Origin of the sequence: Mucilaginibacter rigui, assembly GCF_014773275.1 — a bacterium.
In the GTDB taxonomy this organism is placed as follows: Bacteria; Bacteroidota; Bacteroidia; order Sphingobacteriales; family Sphingobacteriaceae; genus Mucilaginibacter; species Mucilaginibacter rigui_A.
Map to the genome: position 1 here is coordinate 1 of NZ_JACWMW010000002.1, position 18,206 is coordinate 18,206.

An 18,206-nucleotide genomic window follows, 5' to 3' on the forward strand; every position below is an offset into this window, starting at 1 on the left:
AAAAATATTCTCTTACATTATCCTGATGCTGTTTGAGCTTCGCTGTTAACATTCAGCTCTCCCGAAGGATCGCTGCTGTTACGCTGCATAATTTATTCTCTATCTCTTTTAAGAACTTTTTTCCTCGCCTCACGGTTCGGTTTATGTTTTCTCGTCATTGCGACGGTCAACTTTCAATCTTTTTAGTTAAGAAATCATTGCGATCTCTTTGTTTTTCAATGCTTTGCTTCGTTGTAGAAGCGGCTGCAAAGATGCGATTATTTTTAATTCGTGTCAAGTGTTATTTTCACTTTTTTTGAACTATTTTTTCTTCGCTGTTTTTCAATTAACAACCGCAATTCCTTTCGTTGTTGCGGGCTGCAAAGGTGCAAATAATGTTTTGATTTGGCAAGTGAAAAATTCACTTTTTTTTAATCTTTTTTTATTTGCTAAACCTTCAAAAAACGACGCCCTTTTTATTTGAGCGGCCACAAATGTAAGGAGAAAACACCTACCCTTACAAGCATTATTTGAAAATAATTAAAACAATTTTGTAACTACCTGTAAATTAACATCAAATTAACCTTGCCTATATATGTGTAAACATCAATTTATACCCCACCAGCACTAAAAGAGCCAATATTTGCCCGATTTAAGCCCGTGAAATTTTGTGTAAGTTTGAATCAGATATGGATAATTTCAACTTTCCGCCGCACTTTTTAGAGGATTTAAATGCCGAACCGGGCTTCGACAGGCAAAATTTTATTGATGCACATACATCCGAACCCGCCCCAACATCTATCCGGATCAACCCTTTTAAGCAATCGGCAGTAAAAACCGACTCGCAAGTACCGTGGTGTACCGAGGGTTTTTATTTAAATGAGCGCCCATCTTTTACGTTCGACCCATTGTTTCACGCAGGGGCGTACTATGTACAGGAGGCCTCGTCTATGTTCATCGGCCATATATTAAATACTATCCGCCCAAATAAGGAAGATGCTATTAAGGTATTAGACCTTTGCGCGGCGCCCGGCGGTAAAACCACCCTGCTCAATTCGGCATTACAAAGCAGCGACCTGCTGGTGGCGAACGAGATCATCAAAACCCGTGTACCTATATTAAGTGACAACCTTAACCGCTGGGGCACCTCAAATACCATCGTCACCAATAACGACCCGAAGGATTTTAACGCCATACACAGTTTTTTTGATGTGATACTGGTTGATGCTCCCTGCTCGGGCTCGGGCATGTTCCGTAAAGACCCTGCCGCCATGAATGAATGGAGCGAAGGCAACGTGAACCTTTGCCACCAGCGGCAGGAGCGCATCCTGGCCGATATATACCCCGCCTTAAAAGAGGATGGATACCTTATATATAGTACCTGCAGTTATTCGCACCAGGAGAACGAGGATATACTGGACTGGCTTTGCACCGAGTTTGATTTAGAAAGCGTACGTATACCTATATATAAGGAGTGGGGAATTGTAGAAACCGAATCGCCCCTAAAAAAAGCGTGGGGCTACCGCTTTTACCCGGGCAAGGTTAAAGGCGAAGGTTTGTTTGCAGCATGCCTGCGCAAAAAGGTAAGCAGCGGCGGTTTATCAAACTATAAGAACAACGGGCAGCAAAAATTACCAGCTAAGGAAATGGACCTGGTAAAGGCATATATTAACAAGCCCGACGATTTTTACTTTTTTAAGGTGAACGACGACTGGCTGGCCATAAACCGCGAGCATAAAGAAAGCCTGAACATTTTGCACCGGCACCTATATATAAAGAAGTCGGGCGTGCGGATTGGGAAACTGGCGGGTAATGACCTGATACCAGACCATGAACTGGCCTTAAGCCTTGCTATTAATAAGGAGGCTGTACTTTCAACCGAGCTAAACAAAGAGCAGGCCATACAATATCTGCGCCGTGACAATATAGCTATCACTGTAACCGGTAAAGGCTGGAGTTTGATGACCTACCAGGGATTGGCCCTGGGCTGGGCGAAGTTGCTACCGAACAGGATCAATAATTATTATCCGAAGGAGATAAGGATTATGACGCAGCAGGTGTTGTAGTACTATTTGTCATTGCGAGCGATAGCGTGGCAATCTCATAGGACAAGCGGATATGCTAAGATTGCCGCGTCACTACGTTCCTCGCAATGACATATACTATAGGATATGCTATATATTCTTCCCGTCCACTATCTTAAAGAACTCATCGCGGTAGGTATCCCCTACCGGGATAATTTTATCGCCGATGAAAATGCGGCTGCGCTCAATACTGTCTATTTTATTAATAGATACGATGTATGATTTATGCACACGGATAAAGTGCTTTGGCGGCAGGGCGTCTTCCATCTTCTTCATGCCTTGCAGGGTAATAATGCGCTCGGCCGGGGTAAATATGGATACGTAATCTTTAAGGCCTTCAATAAAAAGGATATCGTGCAGGTAAACTTTCTGAATTTTATGCTCGGTTTTTACAAATATAAAATCGCTCATAAAATCGTCCTGCGCCACAGGCTCGGCCGGGGCAGCGGGTTTGGCAGCCGGTTGTATAACACCCTGTGCCTTTTGTACCGATTTAAAAAACCTGTCGAACGCGATGGGTTTAAGCAGGTAATCTACCACATCAAGTTCGTAACCCTCTAATGCGTATTGCGGGTAGGCGGTAGTTAATATCACCTTTGCTTTGCCATTGGCTATGCGTAAAAACTGGATCCCGGTAAGCTCGGGCATTTGTACATCCAGAAACACCAGGTCTATACCGCCATCCTGCACCATAGTAAGCGCTTCAATGGGGTTTGTGGTAGCTTTTACCAATTGCAGGAATGGTATCTTTGAGATATAGTCTTCCAGTATATTCAGGGCCAAAGGCTCATCATCAACAACAAGGCAACGGATCATGGCTATAAAACTAAGGATAATTGAACAGTGTAAGTATCCGCTTCGTCGCGAATTTCTAAATTATATTTACCGGGGTACAACAGATCCAACCGGCGGCGTACATTACTTAACCCTATCCCGCCAGACGAATCGCGGTTATGGGCGTGCTTTTTATTCTGGATAAAGAAGTACAGGTGCCCGTCTTCAAGGTTTATTTTTAGCTTTATGGGTGATGCCGCATCATTGGCAATACCGTGTTTAAAGGAGTTTTCAATAAACGAGATCAGCAGCAGCGGCACAATATGCTGATTGGTCACTTCGCCTTTTACTTCAAAATCAATAAAAGCCTTATTGCCAAAACGGATCTTTTGCAGGTCTATATAGTTTTGCAGGTATTGCAGTTCTTTGGTTAATTCTACCTTATTATCATTACACTCGTAAAGCATATACCGCATAATCTCGGATAGCTTCAGGATAGCCTCGGGCGTGGTATCTGATTTTTGATAGGCCAGCGAATAGATGCTGTTTAAAGAGTTGAACAAAAAGTGCGGGTTGATCTGCGATTTAAGGAACGACAGCTCGGCGGTTAGCCGCTGGTTCTCCAAATCGCGCTGGATGCGTTCGTTCAGGAACCAGTCTATCGTAAACTTTAACACCGTGCTCAGGAAAACGAATATGATACTGGTGAATAAGGTGCTAAACGTAAATTGCCAAAAGCCTATGGTTTTACCGGCGCGCTCTAAAGCAATGGGCTTAAACACAAAAGCCAATCCGTATTTAATAAGTGCAAACCCTATTAATGCAGCTATTATATATATAGTATACCGCTTATACTTTTTTGCATCTAAATACTTAGGTATAAGCAGTAAATAGTTGAGGTAAAATAAGCCGATATTAATTATACCAAAATATACAAATACCACCACCAGGGTTTTCATTGGCATTTTGGCGCCACTATACCCCAAAAACATAAAAAAGGAGATCATGCAGACCCAGAAAGTAATATGCCAGAATATTTGCCAGCTTCTTTTCATCTATATTTTAAAGTATAATAACAGCATCTAAAGTAATATTTTGCGCCGAATGTAGCTGTGTAATTATATGTAGTTATCCTTTTTTACGATGAACGGGCTTAAAAACCAGACGAACCGGTTAATCCTTGTTATTAACCGTTCATCTACAAATGCTGCCCGTTGGTCTAATTAGTTTTAGCGGGCTGTTTATTTAGTATTTCTTTGTTCTATCAAAACAATCACACACAATGAAAAAGTTAGTTTCAAACTCAAATCCATTTATTTTATTATTGGCTCCTGTATTATTTGCCATAGTTATGGGCGTAAGCTACCAGTTTGAACAAAAGAAACAATTTGCAAATAACTCGGCAGTGCAGGCTACATCACTATTTATTAAAGGTGTAACTGTTGTAAAATCAGTTTGCACAATTGCTACCGAGAACTTATGGTAATCCAAACACAGGGCCTATCATTTAGCTTTGGCAACCAACAAGTTGTTAAATCACTATCCCTGCAAGTACCGGCGGGGAGCATATACGGTTTTTTAGGGCCAAACGGCGCCGGTAAAACCACCACCATAAAAATGCTGCTTAACCTGTTACAAACAGGCGAAGGCAGCATTCATATTTTTGGGCAGGAGCTGCAAACAAACCGCATCAGCATATTATCGCAAATTGGCTCGCTGATAGAGCAACCCGCCATATACCACCACCTTACCGGTAAAGAAAACCTGATGAACCGCGCCCTGCTTTTGCAGGTTGGCGAGAAACGGGTTGATGAAATGCTGAATCTGGTACAGCTAACCGGCGCGGCCAACAAAAAGGCGGGCCAATATTCGTTAGGGATGAAACAGCGCCTGGGTATTGCCCTTGCTTTATTGAACGACCCCAAACTTTTAATACTGGATGAACCCACCAACGGGCTCGACCCGAACGGCATCATCGAGATTCGCGAGTTGTTGATGAAACTTGTGGGCACCGGCAAAACCGTATTTATATCCAGCCACCTTTTGGCCGAGATTGAGAAAATGGCTACCCACGTAGGCATTATTAATAATGGTGAACTGATGTTCCAGGGCACCATTCACGATCTGCAGAACATCAGCCAGCCGCTTATTAATATAGAGACCGATAATACCGTTGATGCTGCCAACCTTTTAAAGCGCCACAATTTTACGGTAACCGATATAAACAACGACCACTTGTATGTGCCTTTTACCTCTAAACAACAGGTAGGCGAAATAAACACCCTGCTGGTGCAGAACAATGTTACGGTATATAGCATCAGCAAACAGCATAAGGACCTGGAGAAATTATTCTTAGATATCACCAAAAGCAACTAAACCACTATGAAGGGATTTGTACTATCATTCCGGTCTGAATTTTATAAGAGCCGTAAAACTATGGGCTTTTGGGGCGCTATTTTGTTACCCCTGCTTATCAGCTTATTAGCCTTTGCCATATTCTTCACCAAAAGCGAAAAATTTACGGCTATGCAGCCTATGGGGTTGTGGGTGCAATTCTCCATGATAGGCCTGGGCATGATGGGTACTTTATTATTACCTATGTACACTATATTTATAGCATACTCGGTAAATAATGTAGAGCATAAGGCCGATACCTGGAAAACCATTTTTAGCCTGCCTATATCACGCTGGTCGGTTTACGGGGCCAAGTTTGTTTATGCGGTGTTCCTGGTGTTTTTATGCCTTGCGCTATTTGCATTATTTACAATAGGCTTTGGTAACTTATTATCTACGTTAAAGCCCGAACTAAAGTTTAATGAATACCACATGGAAGTACAGCTTATGCAGATCTACTTTAAGCTATTCCTGTCTTCATTAGGAATCCTTTCAATACAATTCCTGCTGAGCCTTCTTTGGGCCGATTTTTTGAAGCCAATGGGGCTTGGCTTTGTGGCCACCATTGTAGGTGTTACCGCAGCATCAAAAAATTGGGAATATAGTTACCTTTTCCCCTACGCGCACCCTATGGTTGCTATAACCACCATGATAAAGCAGGGCGATAAGGCACGTGGCCCTGTACGCGAACTACAGATAGATATGTTTACCAAGGATGTTTATGTGAGCCTTGCTATTGCCGTTGTAGTATTTATTGCCGGGTATTTTATTGTACGAAAGAAGAGCGTTAAATAGTAAGCCGTTTATTAACTCACCCGGCCTTGCTCCGCTCTACCTCCCTCTCTTCGCTGCGCGGAAAGAGGGCTTTGATTTCCTCACCCTCTTTGCGAAACTTCGCTCGCGCAAGATTAGCGCAGCGTATCTTGTGTGAAAAAACATAACAAGCTTTCAGCTTGTGTAAGCTGACCGCATTGTTTCGCCCTTGTTGGTGTTGTCACCAACAAGCCGCCATGCATCCAAACCTTGTAGTATAACCGTCCTAAATGTTGTTGGTGACAACACCAACAACGGCGAAAGAACGGCGAAAGAAACATAACAAGCTTTCAGCTTGCGTCAGCTGTAAGCTGACCTCATTGTTAGTCACAAGCTGAAAGCTTGCGCCAGTTAATGTTCAGCATATCCTGTTAAACCGCCTTGCACATTAACCCTTCAGTACTTTCACTCATTGCTTCCACACGCTTTTTTTCGTTTGCATCCTTCCGGTATTTGGCAAGGTTTATCAGCAGCACACTCACCAATATAATTACCAGCCCGCCTATCTGCAATAACGAGATATGCTCCTGTGCAAACATCCCCCCTAATAATACCGCTATAACCGGGTTTACGTACGAGTGCGTGCTTACCTGTGTAGCGGGCCTTACCTGCAGCAGCCATACATAAGCCGTAAATGCTGCTATCGAACCAAAGAATATCAAGTATAAAACTGCCATCCATGCTTTGGCAGGCACCTGGGCAATATCAAAATTTGCAAACTCGTTATGCAAGGCACTTGCCGGTAAAAAAGCAATGCCTGCTATCAGCATTTGCCATGCGGTTGTTACCCTTGCCGGGCTGCTGCTGCCTTTGTATTTAGAATATAAGGAACCCGCCGACCACGCTATCGGCCCAAGTACTAACAAACCTACACCCCATATCCTGGCATCATCGTGCGTACCACCAAGGGCTTTTACCACCTGTTCGCCAAATAGCAATATCACACCTGCAAAACCTATTATTAAACCAACAACCGTAGCCGTACTGGTCAGGTTCTCTTTCCAATGCCGCTTGTCGAGCACTACAAACCAAATTGGGTTGGCCGATATCATTATGGCTACCATAGCGCTGGGCAAAGCCTGCTCTACCCATATCACTATGCCGTTACCTATAGCCAATAACAGCAAGCCGCTCACTGCCGAGTTTAGCACATCGCGCTTCACCCATATTTTATCGCCTTTAAGTGCGCACCAGCCCAGCATTAGCAGGCCGGCAATTGTATAACGTATAGCCCCCATCAACATAGCCGGGATACCCTGGATAGCCATTTGTATAAAAAAGTAAGTTGAACCCCATACAATGTAAACGATGGCAAAGGCTATAATAACCAATAGCGGCGATGCCTTTTGTTGTGTAGTACTTATCATGGCAATTATTTTTTAGAAATTAACGCATCTATACTCCATTTATATGCAGGTAGTGTAGCCAGCAAAAAGCTTGCGGCACTTACCGTAAAAACAGAGTATCCTATGGGGGCATCTATCCCCCTTGATATGGTCATGGATATGGCAAATGCCAGCGTAAGCAACCCGCTGCCAATAGCCGCCGGGCGGGTAAATAACCCGATGATCAGCAACAAGCCAAAAATACCTTCGCCAAGGCTGGCCAATATGGCCAGCGGGGTTACCAGTGCATCGGGCAAAAACGACATGGTATCGCGAGAAAGCACCATAAAGTGTGCCCAGTCGCCCCAACTGATATGCGGTTGCCCCGGGGCGCCTAACCAGCCCAGCCTGTCGGCCACTAACCATAAATAGCTTAAGCCAAGTGCTGCACGTAAGTAAATTGCCGGCAGATGGTAATTGGTTAACTGCATGTTTTTTTTGTTTGTTGATATAAAAATACAACGATAGTGGCCTATCTTTATAGTCCAGAAAAAACAACCCTGATAGGCCAGTATGCAATTTGTAGCAGCTTTACTCAACATTGATAAAACCCTGCAGGTACCTGTTTACCAGCAAATAGCCAACGGCATCATTTGCCATATACGGCAGGGAACATTAAAGCCTGCATCTGCATTGCCCAGCAGCCGTACTTTGGCTGCAGGTTTAAAAGTTCACCGCAATACCGTGGTTGCCGCTTACGATGAATTGTATGCGCAAAGCTGGGTAGATGTTTATCCGCAAAAGGGCATTTTTGTAGCTGCCAACCTGCCCGAAGTTGCACCAAGGCCGCTGGCCAAAAACCAGCAGGTTTTAACCTATCCCGAAAAAACACATTTTGATGTACGCGATAAAAGGTTGGGCAGCATTAACCTGTTCACCCCTGGCACCGGGTATACCATTGCTTTTAACGAGGGTTTCCCTGATACGCGCCTTGCCCCTGTTGAGCTGATGCTGCGCGAGTACCGCCGTTTTGCCAGCTACCAGTTTACATCGCAATACTTATTATACGGCCCCGAGCAGGGTTCTGAAAACCTGCGGATAGAACTGGCGCGTTTCCTGGGCGAAACACGCGGCCTGAATGTAAAGCCCGGGCATGTTTTAATTACCAAAGGCGCACAGATGGCCATTTACCTGGCCGCGCAGTTGCTGCTTACCAAAGCTGATACCGTAATAGCTGCCGACCCGGGTTACTGCGGAGCCAACGAAGTTTTTACCCAAACCGGCGCTAACCTTGAACTGGTACCGGTTGATGAGTTTGGTATTTGTCTTGATGCCGTAGAGGCCGTTTGTAAAAAGAAAAAGGTGAAAATTGTATATGTGATACCACATCACCACCAGCCCACAACGGTTACCTTGTGTTCTGAAAGGCGCATGCGTTTGCTTGAACTGGCTGCCAGGTACGGTTTCGCTATTATCGAGGATGATTACGATTATGATTTTCATTACACCAGCAGCCCCATCCTGCCCCTGGCCAGCGCCGATTATTACGGCAGCGTTATCTATATCGGCTCGTTTTGTAAAACCATTGCGCCGGGTATCCGCATCGGCTTTATGGTGGCACCATCAAACCTGATACAACAAGCAACCCGCATGCGGCGTATTATTGACCGCCAGGGCGAACACCTGCTGGAGGAAGCCATGGCCAACCTGTTAAAAAATGGCGATATAACCCGCCACCTTAAAAAAGCCAACAAGCTTTACCACGAGCGCCGCGACCTGCTCTGCAGCCTGTTAACCCAACAACTGGGCGAGCATGTCTCCTTTAAGATGCCCGATGGTGGTTTTGCTATATGGATGAAATACCTGAATGGTTTAAAACCTAAAGATGTAGCCGAGAAGGCGGCAGCAATGGGTTTGGCTATAAGCTCGGGTAAGGATTATTATTACGACCGCAGCCACGAACACCATCACATCCGGATAGGCTTTGCTTCCATGAATTTAAAAGAGATGGAACAGGCAACCGAAATACTAACAAGGGCGGTGAAAAAGCTCATTTAAGATATTAATCTTTCTTCCCGTTCTCTACCCGCTTCACTTCCTCGCGGCGGTCTTTCTTAAAGTCGAAGTCCTCAAAATCTTTGGTTTGGGGGATGTCTACCAAAAAGCTATCCAGTTCATCAATTTCGATAGTAACGTCGCCGGTGGTTAATTCGATGATGTGGCCACCGCTTTTTTTGTCGTCACTCAAAAAATGGAAATGGTAACCGGTGATGTTCGGCCCGTCCATAAAGGCCGGGATACGGTAACCTACCAGGGTGCCTTTTATATTTTCGAAAGTGAAGAAATGTTGCAGGGGCAGCATGTCGGCCAGGGGTACATATGGTTTTTTAACCGGTGGGAATGCCCGGGTTTTGATGAAATTAAAGCTGCCGGTTATTTTGATCGCATAGATGCCATTTTTGTTCGCTAATAAGCTATCCAGGGACGAAAAAAGGTCTTTTTTGGACAGTTTTTGGCGAACTAAGGCCGTTTTTTGGGCCTTAAAAAAGTTGACTACCGTAAATGGCGTTAACTCGGTTGGATTCACCTCAAAGGTCTTCCCGGTTGATTGTGTTTGGTAGATCCTGCCATCCAATACCAGTACCTCGCCGTCCAGTTTATCGGGGGCACCCAAACCAAAATCGCCGTGTTTTAAAACTTTACTATAGGGATAAACGGCATCATACAACCCACCAATAAACGCACTGGCATGGCCTGCAGTATAAAGCGTATTATTTTTTGTTTGTGCCGACGCGTTGCTTGTAGCAAACAGGCATACAAGTGCCATTAAGCAGGCGTAGAAATTGCGACAGGTCATTTTTAGTTAAGGTATATAAGCGCTAATATACTTAATCCCTGCCTGATAGTGCTTTCTCCTTAGCTTAATTGGCAAAAAAGGTTGTAGTGCAAATAAAATCGGCTATCAGCAGGCCCTTATCGCCATTTACTGTTTCAATAGTGTGGATATACTTATAACTTTTTGTAAGCTGATCAAACCCCTGGTCAATAACTTTTATGTTCAGATCGGCCATGGTAAAGTTTTCGCTGTTTTGGATATGCAGAAAGGTTTGATCTTTAGTGGGTAAAAAATCGTCGGTGTAGCCCTTGTCATGCAGGTCGATAACGCGCGACGTAATAGCATGGTTCAGCTTTTTACATTTAATAGCTTTCATTTTTTGATGCCTTTTGTAACATATAAACGCAGGCATTTACCCGATTATTACAACTGATTATCAATAATTTATATACAGTTGTTGATATAAGCTGAATGGCCTTGTAACTATTATAGTATGCACAAAAACCTACAGTATAAACCATAGGCTTTTATTAATTAATAGGTTGTTACAGCTATTATTTGCCGTTACATTACAAACGAATTATCGCCATTTTTAAGTACATAGGTTTTTGCCTTCCAAACAAATATGCCCGACGTAGTTTGTGGCAGGTTGATCTTGATTTGCCATTTATTTTTAACAAGCAGATAAGATACAGTAACCTTACCTGACGGATGCGGGATCTCGCCGCTTACATTGGTCAGCGTGCCTAAATGAGGCTCAATCTTTATTTTGCTGAAACCCGGCGCATAGCTATCAATACCCAGCACTGTTCTGTAAAATTCAATATTAGGGCTGCTTCCCCAGGCGTGGCAATCAGACCGGGATGTGTTAACGTCCGAATACTCTGCCCAGGTAGTCAGGCCCATGGCCATATTTTCCCGGTAAATACCCAGCCAGTTTATATAATCGTTACCGAGGCCTGCTTTTACCAATGCCTGGTTCAGGTAATATTTAAAGTAAACCGAGCATTGCGTTAAGTTTTTATCGGTAAGTATCCCATTGGCTACAGCCGTCATATCTGTTTTACTTACCATACCGGCAAGTATTGCAAGGGCGTTAACGTGCTGCGAGTACCCATTTTTCTCTTTGGTATCTGCGTATAAATTTTTAGTAGGGTTCCAGTACTTACGCTGTATAGTGGCCTTTAACTGTGCCGCTTTATGTGTATAGATACTGGCATAATCCTGTAAACCAATTTTGGCTTCCATTTCTGCAGCCCATTGGTACGCCAACAGCAATTGCAGGTCGTAAATAGCGGCACTACCGTCTTTATCTTTCACCTCGCCCCATAAATTGCCGGCCCAATCAACAAACGCCCAGTACGGGGTATCTTTTAATGATCCGTCGGCCTGCTGGTATTTGCTAAAAAAATCCAGCACGCCCCTTTCGCCCAGCAGCTTATTTTTTATAAACTCATCACCACCACGATACATCCAGTAATCGTGTAACATCCCTATGTACCATAACGAGAATGGTGATATAACCTGCGTACCACGTGATGGGTAACAACTTGCGGTTATGCCTTCGGGTAGGCGCGAGTGGTCCATTTGTGTAAGCGCATTGCGCGCAAGCCGGTCATCCGTTGTATTGTAATAAGATACCATGGCCTGTATGCGGGTATCGCCAATATATTGCAGCTGCTCATAGTATGGGCAATCCATATAAGTTTCCCATGCGTTAAGCCTTGCTGTGCGCCAGCCAATATCCAGCATTTGCTTTATTTCGGCATTATCCGTATTAAATGCCGCTGCCTGTTTAAAAGGATACCCTGTAAAAGTGCCATAAATGTCATCAATCACCAACGGGTCCGCTTTTGTTTTTACAAACAACCTGATGTAACGATAAGTACGAAAATTTAATGTTGTGAACGATTGCCCCTTACTGCCATCGCAGATCAAGCTATCTATCCTCCCTACAAACTCTTTACCCTCTACATCATTACGGTTGCCTTTAATAACCCCTTTACTGCCCTTTTGATAAAGCGACTCGGCGTAGCCAAGCGAGATCCCCGCATCTTTACCGCCGCTAAAATTTAATGTTACGTAGGCGTTTGTTTCAACGGTTTGATCGAGCAATAAAGAAACTGTGGCATTTGCCGGGATGGTTACCGAAGTCTTTTCCTTAGGGAACGTTGGCGGCATGCTTATACCTACAGCGCTACGTAGCTTAGGGATACGCTGATAGATCATTTCTCTTGCAGGCAGTGATGAGGGCACCAAAGCCCATTCTATACCCCAGGCCGTACCCTTAAGTTTACCCTCCGACAGGTTAACTGTGCCCGACCAGGCGCTGTCATTAAAGGCCGCCGTAGTCCAATTGCTTTTAACCGCGTGGTTCATATCCACCAATTCGCCTTTACTGGCAGCAAAAAAATAACCGGGGATAGGCTGATGCCCCGCATCACGGAAGCATTTCCAGGTAGTATTAGTATTTAAGATCTCTTCTTTTTTAGAACTACCCTGCAAAATAAAACCGGTACGCACAGTGATCTGAGCTGCCGGGCTATATTGAGCTTCGTTCCAAACAAGTGCGGCAATTACATTTTTTCCTGCCATTAAATATGGTGCAAGATCAACCGTTTCATAATTCCAGTAGTACGTATCTCCGCGCGCAGGCCCAAGCGAAACCAAAGTGCCGTTTACATATAATTTATAGCGGTTATCGGCCGATACATGCACTTTGAATGTGGATGGTTTAGTAGCAAGATCAATACTTTTACGGTAATAATAAACCCCGTAATCTTTACCAAAATCGTACGGTGCTCCTATCCAATAAGAGTTCCATGGCCGGTTACTGCTTGTATCTGCTCCACTGCCTGATTGGGCAACGCCTGTTTTGAATAAAAAAACACTAAGAACAAATATTATTAAAGTAAAAATGTATTTCATTTAAAGGTATTGTCGGTTTATGGCAAATGCCCTAAAGGCTATCATTGTATTGATTATACCTAAAGTTAATTGGTTGGTGCTAATTTAGCTAAATTGTTTTAGCCAACTATGCCTCACTATACCTTTTTATTTTTTTCAAATAAACTTGCCGTTAATTGCTTACTTAGGATTGTTGCTGTTATGTAAAGATAAATACTTATTCAATAAATGACCGTTCGGTCATTTATATTTGCGCATTATTTCTATTATGTCAAAAGGAGAAAGCACTAAACAAATGATCATTGAACGGGCCACTCCCATCTTTAATAAGAAGGGAATCTTCGGCACATCAATGAGCGATATTATGGAAGCTGCGAAGCTATCTAAAGGTAGCCTGTATGTACACTTCGAGGACAAAGACTCGCTGGCATTTGCTGTGCTTGAATATAGCCTAGACCTGCAAAACAAAAAGCTTAGTTCCTCAATGGATCATATTAACGATCCTTACCAAAAGCTATTGGCCTACCTGGATATTTACCGCGACCCCATGAACCCTACTGTACCCGGCGGCTGTCCTATGATGAATTTTGGTATGGAAGCCGATGATAACTTCCCATTAGTGAAAGAGCGGGTAAACAGGGCTATAGAAATGCGGCAAAAATTCCTGCAAGAAATCATTAAAGACGGGATATACAAGGGCATTTTTAAATCCGACTGGAACTACCGGGAGTTTGCGACAGTAATGTTTGCACTTGTACAAGGCGGTATTATGGTTTGCCGCATTGCCGGGAGCAGTGCAAAAATGGCAGCCATCATAAACCAGCTTAAAAGCCTGATACAGGCACAGCTTATCAAAAAATAAAACTCAACAATTACTATATATAACATAATGAACGAGCATACCGAAGAACTTATTGAGGAAGCCCCTAAAAAATATACATCCAATACCATTACAGAAAGTAACCGTAAAAGGGCAACTATCCTGGCATTCGCGCTTGTTCCGCTTTCGGGCCTGGCTACAGATATCTATCTGCCATCGTTCCCCAATATGGCCTTGTCTTTTAAAGTAGGGGCATCAAGTATACAGTACACCATTATTTGTTTTTTACTGAGCTACGGTATTGCCCAACTGTTTGTAGGCTCTATCATCGATAGCTTTGGGCGTTACCGAATCAACCTGGCATCGCTGCTGGTATTTGCCTTAAGCAGCTTTGTAATTGTTTTTACTACCAATATCCACATTGTTTACCTGATGCGGGTGGTACAGGGTATAACTACGGCCTTTATTATTGTTGGCAAGCGGGCCTTTTTTGTTGATGTTTATACCGGCGAAAAACGCAGGCATTACACCAGCATGTTATCTATTGTTTGGGCAACAGCGCCAATCCTGGCACCATTTTTTGGCGGCTATCTTCAAAAAAGCTTCGGCTGGCAATCTAACTTTGTTGTATTGGGGATATATGGCGTAGTTATGTTTTTGTTAGAGCTTGTCTACAGCGGCGAATCTATCAATATAAAACATCCGTTTCATCCTAAAGCTATATTTAAAGTATACAGAACGTTGATCTCATCGGCCGATTTTACTTTTGGGATAGTCGTTTTGGGTGTATGTTTCGGTACCCTGATGATCTTCTCTATGTCTGCACCGTTTATTGTTGAACACCTGTTCCATCTGTCAGCTGTTGCAACAGGCTATTGCGCATTGCTATCCGGTACATCCATTTTTATTGGGGGCATTTTAGGTAAAACCTTAAAATTCGGATCGCTGGCAAAAAAACTTATCCTGGCAAATATTACACAACTGGTTTTAATTGGGCTGATGTATGTTCTTACCCCCGTTTATACCAGCCTGCCATTCCTGATGATGTTTGTAGTACTGATCAATATTATTTGCGGGTTTATTTACAACCTGTTCTTTACCTATTGCTTAACCCGGTTCCCGCTAAATGCAGGTGTTGCCAGTGGTTTAACCAGCGGAGGCTCGTACCTGGTAACATCGCTTGTTACTTCGGTATTATTTGTTTTCATGGTTATTAAAGATCCCTCATCCCTCGCGTTAGGATACCTGGTGTTTGGCTTGCTTATCACAGGGTTACTACTATTCCTGCGTAAGAAACTGGCATATTAATATCTACAATACAAACAAAAGGCTTGCGGTATTATTATCGCAAGCCTTTTGTTTATTAACATGCTGCCTTATTTTCTTTTTTACTATTTGTCGCGTTTGCCCCCTAAGGTTGTCGGGATAAGGCCTTACTTGTTTATCCCCTACCTGTTAATTTTGTTTTTATAAATTACCTCTGAAGCATGAAAAATATTTAATAAACATATCAACCGTCACCTGCAGCAATTTAACAGGCAAAAAAATCTAATTAAATAAAACATAAAACTATGAGCAGCGTAAAATCAAATCAGAATATCATACCATTCCTATGGTTTGATAACAGGGCGGAAGAAGCCATGAACTTTTACACCGGCATTTTCCCAAACTCAGAAATAACGTTACTGAAACACTGGGGAGAAGGATCGCCTTTCGGGGCAGATAAGGTTATGGCGGGGCAGATCATCATCAATGGGTTACAGGTAAATTTATTTGATGCAGGGCCACAGTTTAAATTCAGCGAAGCTTTTTCTTTTTTTGTTCTCTGCAAAACACAGCAGGAAATTGATACCTATTGGGAGAAACTAAGCGAGGGTGGCAACGAAAGCCAGTGCGGCTGGCTGAAAGATAAGTTTGGCTTTTCGTGGCAGATAGTCCCTGATATGTTGGAAGACAGGCTTGCCAACGGCGAACCCGCAAAGGTTGCCCAAATGATGCAGGCATTGTGGCAAATGAAAAAACTGAACATTGCCGAGCTAGATACCGCGTATAATAAATAAGGAATAATTGAATAAAACAAAAAGCCGTTTACAAACAATAAACGGCTTTTTGCTTTATTATAAAGGAAGCCGCTGCAAGTAAATAAACGGCAGTTTTCAAAGTCACATAAAAACTTGGGATATTAGCCAGGCAACATACCGTTAAAACGCTATGCTCACACTACAGATCTGGAAAATTGCGTTTACAGCCGATAGAACCAAATTTGCCACTACCCAACTGGCCAAAATGGAATAAGGAGATAGCCAGCGTGCTTACTTACGTGCGTAACAATTTTGGTAACACCAGCAGCTTAATAACCGAAGCCGAGGTAAGGGCCTAAAGGGCAAAACTATCTGCCAAAAAGAATTAGCTACCCATTTTTTTCAACAGCTCTTTTAGCTCATCTATTTTGTCGGTAGATAGGATGTCGGCATTCAATTCCATCAGTTTTTGCCATCCACCTGTATTATCTGGTGCAGCCCAAAATCGGATTTTTTTACCGGATGCATGTACTGCGTTTATAACCGATTTAAGCACCCGCTCATCCACAAGCGGCAATGTACCTTCTCCGCGCCATTTTGAGTAGTTTTCAAAATTAAGGCTTACCTGCGCAACTCGTTTCCATTGCTCTGCGGTATGCGGAAGTTGCAGGTCGTCATCAAAAGTAATATAGGTTGGATATTTATTGTACAAAGAAGGTGGCGGCCGGTTCCCTGTTATGATAATACTAAGCGCCTTATTGTTATTGCCCGATTTTATCAGGCCTTTAAGCGGCTTTAATTCTTTTAACAATTCGGCTAATATAGGGGCATATGCTTCTTTCAGGTCTATGACCAGGTTAAGCGGCCTTGGCCGGGTTTTAAATTCCTTCAGGATGGGCTGCACGTACATCTTGTCGAGTGAGAGCTGCTGCTTCGCGCCGGTGGTATCATGAGCTACAACCAACCTGCCACTACGCAGGTACACATCGGCCTCTATAGCGCCTGCACCTGCATTAAAAGCATGATAAAAAGCTTCGGGCCTTGAGTAATCGTTATGTGAATGAATATCTGACGCAGCATATTTTTCCTGCGCGGATGCGGAATTAACAAACGCTATAAACAGCGATATGTATAAAAATGGTTTTAACATAATACAATATACCAAAGTATAACACCTATGTGAAAGTTTGTTGGAATCTTGTTACACAAAAAAGGAGATCACCGAACTTTCAGTTGAGGCATCGATATACTACGCACCGAATTACAAACACCTTTGATGCAGATTAATCTATGAGATAAATGAAATTAAGTATAGACTGTTTTTATAATTACTCGGTTAGCAGTAATAAACGAGGCCCCTAAGTCAGGAGCCTCATTTATTATAGTATTTTATCAGATAACTAAAAAACAATCTCCGTTAGAACCGGGAAGTGGTCTGAAGGAAACTTACCACGATAAGTATCGGTTAAAATACCCCAACGTTTTACATTAACCTTACCAGTAGTAAAGACGTGGTCAATAATGCCATCTTTATTAAGTGCTTTACCAAACGAGTTAAAAGAAGCGTTAAATATATACGGTTTTTCCGCTAATGTGTAAGTATCAACCAAATAATCTGAGGCAGCCAGGCGCTTATACCAGGTGCTGTTATGGTCTCCGTTAAGGTCGCCGGTAAATAATGCTTTTTCGTTGCCTGCTATTTCTTTTATTTTTTTAAGGATTAGTTTGGCGCTTTCCTCACGGGCAATTTTTCCCTGGTGGTCGAAATGGGCGTTAAAGAAGTAAAATTTCTTTTTGCTTTGTTTATCCATCAGGTAAACCCACGAACAAATACGATTACAGCAAGTTGCATCCCAACCCAAGCCTGGTTTATCAGGCATTTCTGATAACCAGAAATCGCCTTTTTTTAACACTTCAAACCTGTCTTTTTTAAAGAAAATGGCTGAGTGTTCGCCACCGTCTTTACCATCATCGCGGCCAACTCCATAACGCTGATACTCCGGTAAGGCTTTACTAATGTCCTCCAACTGGTTGCTCAAGCCTTCCTGCGTTCCAATAATATCAAACTGGTGAAAGCGGATCAAGGCGGCGGCTACAGGTGCGCGGTTAACCCAAAGGTTCCCGGTATCTTTAGGGTTATCAAACCTTAAATTAAAAGTTCCTACTATTAAATGTTGTGCCTGGCTACACAACCCGGTTACTATAAATAATGCTGTAAAAAGCAGTTGTTTTATTTTCATGATGCTCATTATT

18 protein-coding genes are annotated in these 18,206 nt (G+C 43.1%); 9 read left to right on the forward strand and 9 right to left on the reverse strand.

Features of this window, described 5'->3' with window-relative positions; translation table 11 throughout:
• Positions 1 to 668 precede the first annotated feature (668 nt).
• A complete protein-coding gene (locus IDJ75_RS06970; RefSeq protein ID WP_191174917.1) occupies positions 669 to 2,045 on the forward strand; it encodes a methyltransferase RsmF C-terminal domain-like protein in 1,377 nt (458 codons plus the stop codon).
• Between the two features lie 108 nt (positions 2,046 to 2,153).
• Here the strand turns inward: IDJ75_RS06970 and IDJ75_RS06975 are convergent, their stop codons facing one another.
• Positions 2,154 to 2,879: a LytR/AlgR family response regulator transcription factor gene (locus IDJ75_RS06975; RefSeq protein ID WP_191174918.1), complete on the reverse strand. Its 726-nt coding sequence runs from the start codon at positions 2,877 to 2,879 to the stop codon at positions 2,154 to 2,156.
• A gap of 2 nt (positions 2,880 to 2,881) precedes the next feature.
• Complete coding sequence (locus IDJ75_RS06980; RefSeq protein ID WP_191174919.1) at positions 2,882 to 3,892, reverse strand: sensor histidine kinase; 1,011 nt, start codon at positions 3,890 to 3,892, stop codon at positions 2,882 to 2,884.
• A 227-nt stretch (positions 3,893 to 4,119) separates the two neighbouring features.
• Between IDJ75_RS06980 and IDJ75_RS06985 the strand changes: the two genes are divergently transcribed.
• Genes IDJ75_RS06985 through IDJ75_RS06995 form a run of 3 tightly spaced genes read left to right on the forward strand, consistent with a single transcriptional unit; the run spans position 4,120 to position 6,026 of the window.
• Complete coding sequence (locus tag IDJ75_RS06985; RefSeq protein ID WP_191174920.1) at positions 4,120 to 4,323, forward strand: hypothetical protein; 204 nt, start codon at positions 4,120 to 4,122, stop codon at positions 4,321 to 4,323.
• On the forward strand, positions 4,317 to 5,213 hold the full coding sequence (locus tag IDJ75_RS06990; RefSeq protein ID WP_191174921.1) for an ABC transporter ATP-binding protein: 897 nt from the start codon (positions 4,317 to 4,319) through the stop codon (positions 5,211 to 5,213). The genes IDJ75_RS06985 and IDJ75_RS06990 overlap by 7 nt, the downstream gene beginning before the upstream one ends.
• A 6-nt stretch (positions 5,214 to 5,219) precedes the next feature.
• Complete coding sequence (locus IDJ75_RS06995) at positions 5,220 to 6,026, forward strand: ABC transporter permease (protein ID WP_191174922.1); 807 nt, start codon at positions 5,220 to 5,222, stop codon at positions 6,024 to 6,026.
• 389 nt (positions 6,027 to 6,415) lie between these two features.
• Here the strand turns inward: IDJ75_RS06995 and IDJ75_RS07000 are convergent, their stop codons facing one another.
• Both IDJ75_RS07000 and IDJ75_RS07005 read right to left on the reverse strand, forming a co-directional pair.
• Positions 6,416 to 7,411, reverse strand: coding sequence for an EamA family transporter (locus IDJ75_RS07000; RefSeq protein WP_191174923.1), 996 nt, complete (start codon positions 7,409 to 7,411; stop codon positions 6,416 to 6,418).
• 5 nt (positions 7,412 to 7,416) lie between these two features.
• On the reverse strand, positions 7,417 to 7,860 hold the full coding sequence (locus tag IDJ75_RS07005; RefSeq protein ID WP_191174924.1) for a DoxX family protein: 444 nt from the start codon (positions 7,858 to 7,860) through the stop codon (positions 7,417 to 7,419).
• A gap of 82 nt (positions 7,861 to 7,942) precedes the next feature.
• Between IDJ75_RS07005 and pdxR the strand changes: the two genes are divergently transcribed.
• Positions 7,943 to 9,427 (forward strand): MocR-like pyridoxine biosynthesis transcription factor PdxR, encoded by a 1,485-nt coding sequence (gene pdxR / locus IDJ75_RS07010; protein WP_191174925.1) that lies wholly within the window; start codon positions 7,943 to 7,945, stop codon positions 9,425 to 9,427.
• Between the two features lie 4 nt (positions 9,428 to 9,431).
• Here the strand turns inward: pdxR and budA are convergent, their stop codons facing one another.
• From budA to IDJ75_RS07025, 3 genes are all read right to left on the reverse strand, one after another.
• Positions 9,432 to 10,196 (reverse strand): acetolactate decarboxylase, encoded by a 765-nt coding sequence (budA, locus tag IDJ75_RS07015; protein WP_191174926.1) that lies wholly within the window; start codon positions 10,194 to 10,196, stop codon positions 9,432 to 9,434.
• 94 nt (positions 10,197 to 10,290) lie between these two features.
• Complete coding sequence (locus IDJ75_RS07020) at positions 10,291 to 10,581, reverse strand: hypothetical protein (protein WP_191174927.1); 291 nt, start codon at positions 10,579 to 10,581, stop codon at positions 10,291 to 10,293.
• 188 nt (positions 10,582 to 10,769) lie between these two features.
• Positions 10,770 to 13,133 (reverse strand): alpha-L-rhamnosidase-related protein, encoded by a 2,364-nt coding sequence (locus IDJ75_RS07025; protein ID WP_191174928.1) that lies wholly within the window; start codon positions 13,131 to 13,133, stop codon positions 10,770 to 10,772.
• A 247-nt stretch (positions 13,134 to 13,380) separates the two neighbouring features.
• On the opposite strand from IDJ75_RS07025, the gene IDJ75_RS07030 reads away from it, so the two are divergent.
• The 4 genes from IDJ75_RS07030 to IDJ75_RS07045 all read left to right on the forward strand — a co-directional run bounded on the left by IDJ75_RS07030 (position 13,381) and on the right by IDJ75_RS07045 (position 16,312).
• A complete protein-coding gene (locus IDJ75_RS07030; protein WP_191174929.1) occupies positions 13,381 to 13,974 on the forward strand; it encodes a TetR/AcrR family transcriptional regulator in 594 nt (197 codons plus the stop codon).
• A gap of 27 nt (positions 13,975 to 14,001) precedes the next feature.
• Positions 14,002 to 15,240: an MFS transporter gene (locus IDJ75_RS07035; protein ID WP_191174930.1), complete on the forward strand. Its 1,239-nt coding sequence runs from the start codon at positions 14,002 to 14,004 to the stop codon at positions 15,238 to 15,240.
• A gap of 263 nt (positions 15,241 to 15,503) precedes the next feature.
• Entirely contained in the window at positions 15,504 to 15,992 is a 489-nt protein-coding gene (locus tag IDJ75_RS07040) for a VOC family protein (RefSeq protein ID WP_191174931.1), read from the forward strand.
• Between the two features lie 176 nt (positions 15,993 to 16,168).
• Positions 16,169 to 16,312 (forward strand): hypothetical protein, encoded by a 144-nt coding sequence (locus IDJ75_RS07045; RefSeq protein ID WP_191174932.1) that lies wholly within the window; start codon positions 16,169 to 16,171, stop codon positions 16,310 to 16,312.
• A gap of 26 nt (positions 16,313 to 16,338) precedes the next feature.
• On the opposite strand, the gene IDJ75_RS07050 is transcribed toward IDJ75_RS07045, so the two are convergent.
• A complete protein-coding gene (locus tag IDJ75_RS07050) occupies positions 16,339 to 17,103 on the reverse strand; it encodes a PI-PLC domain-containing protein (RefSeq protein WP_191174933.1) in 765 nt (254 codons plus the stop codon).
• A gap of 250 nt (positions 17,104 to 17,353) precedes the next feature.
• Complete coding sequence (locus IDJ75_RS07055; protein ID WP_191174934.1) at positions 17,354 to 18,193, reverse strand: endonuclease/exonuclease/phosphatase family protein; 840 nt, start codon at positions 18,191 to 18,193, stop codon at positions 17,354 to 17,356.
• Between the last annotated feature and the right edge of the window lie 13 nt (positions 18,194 to 18,206).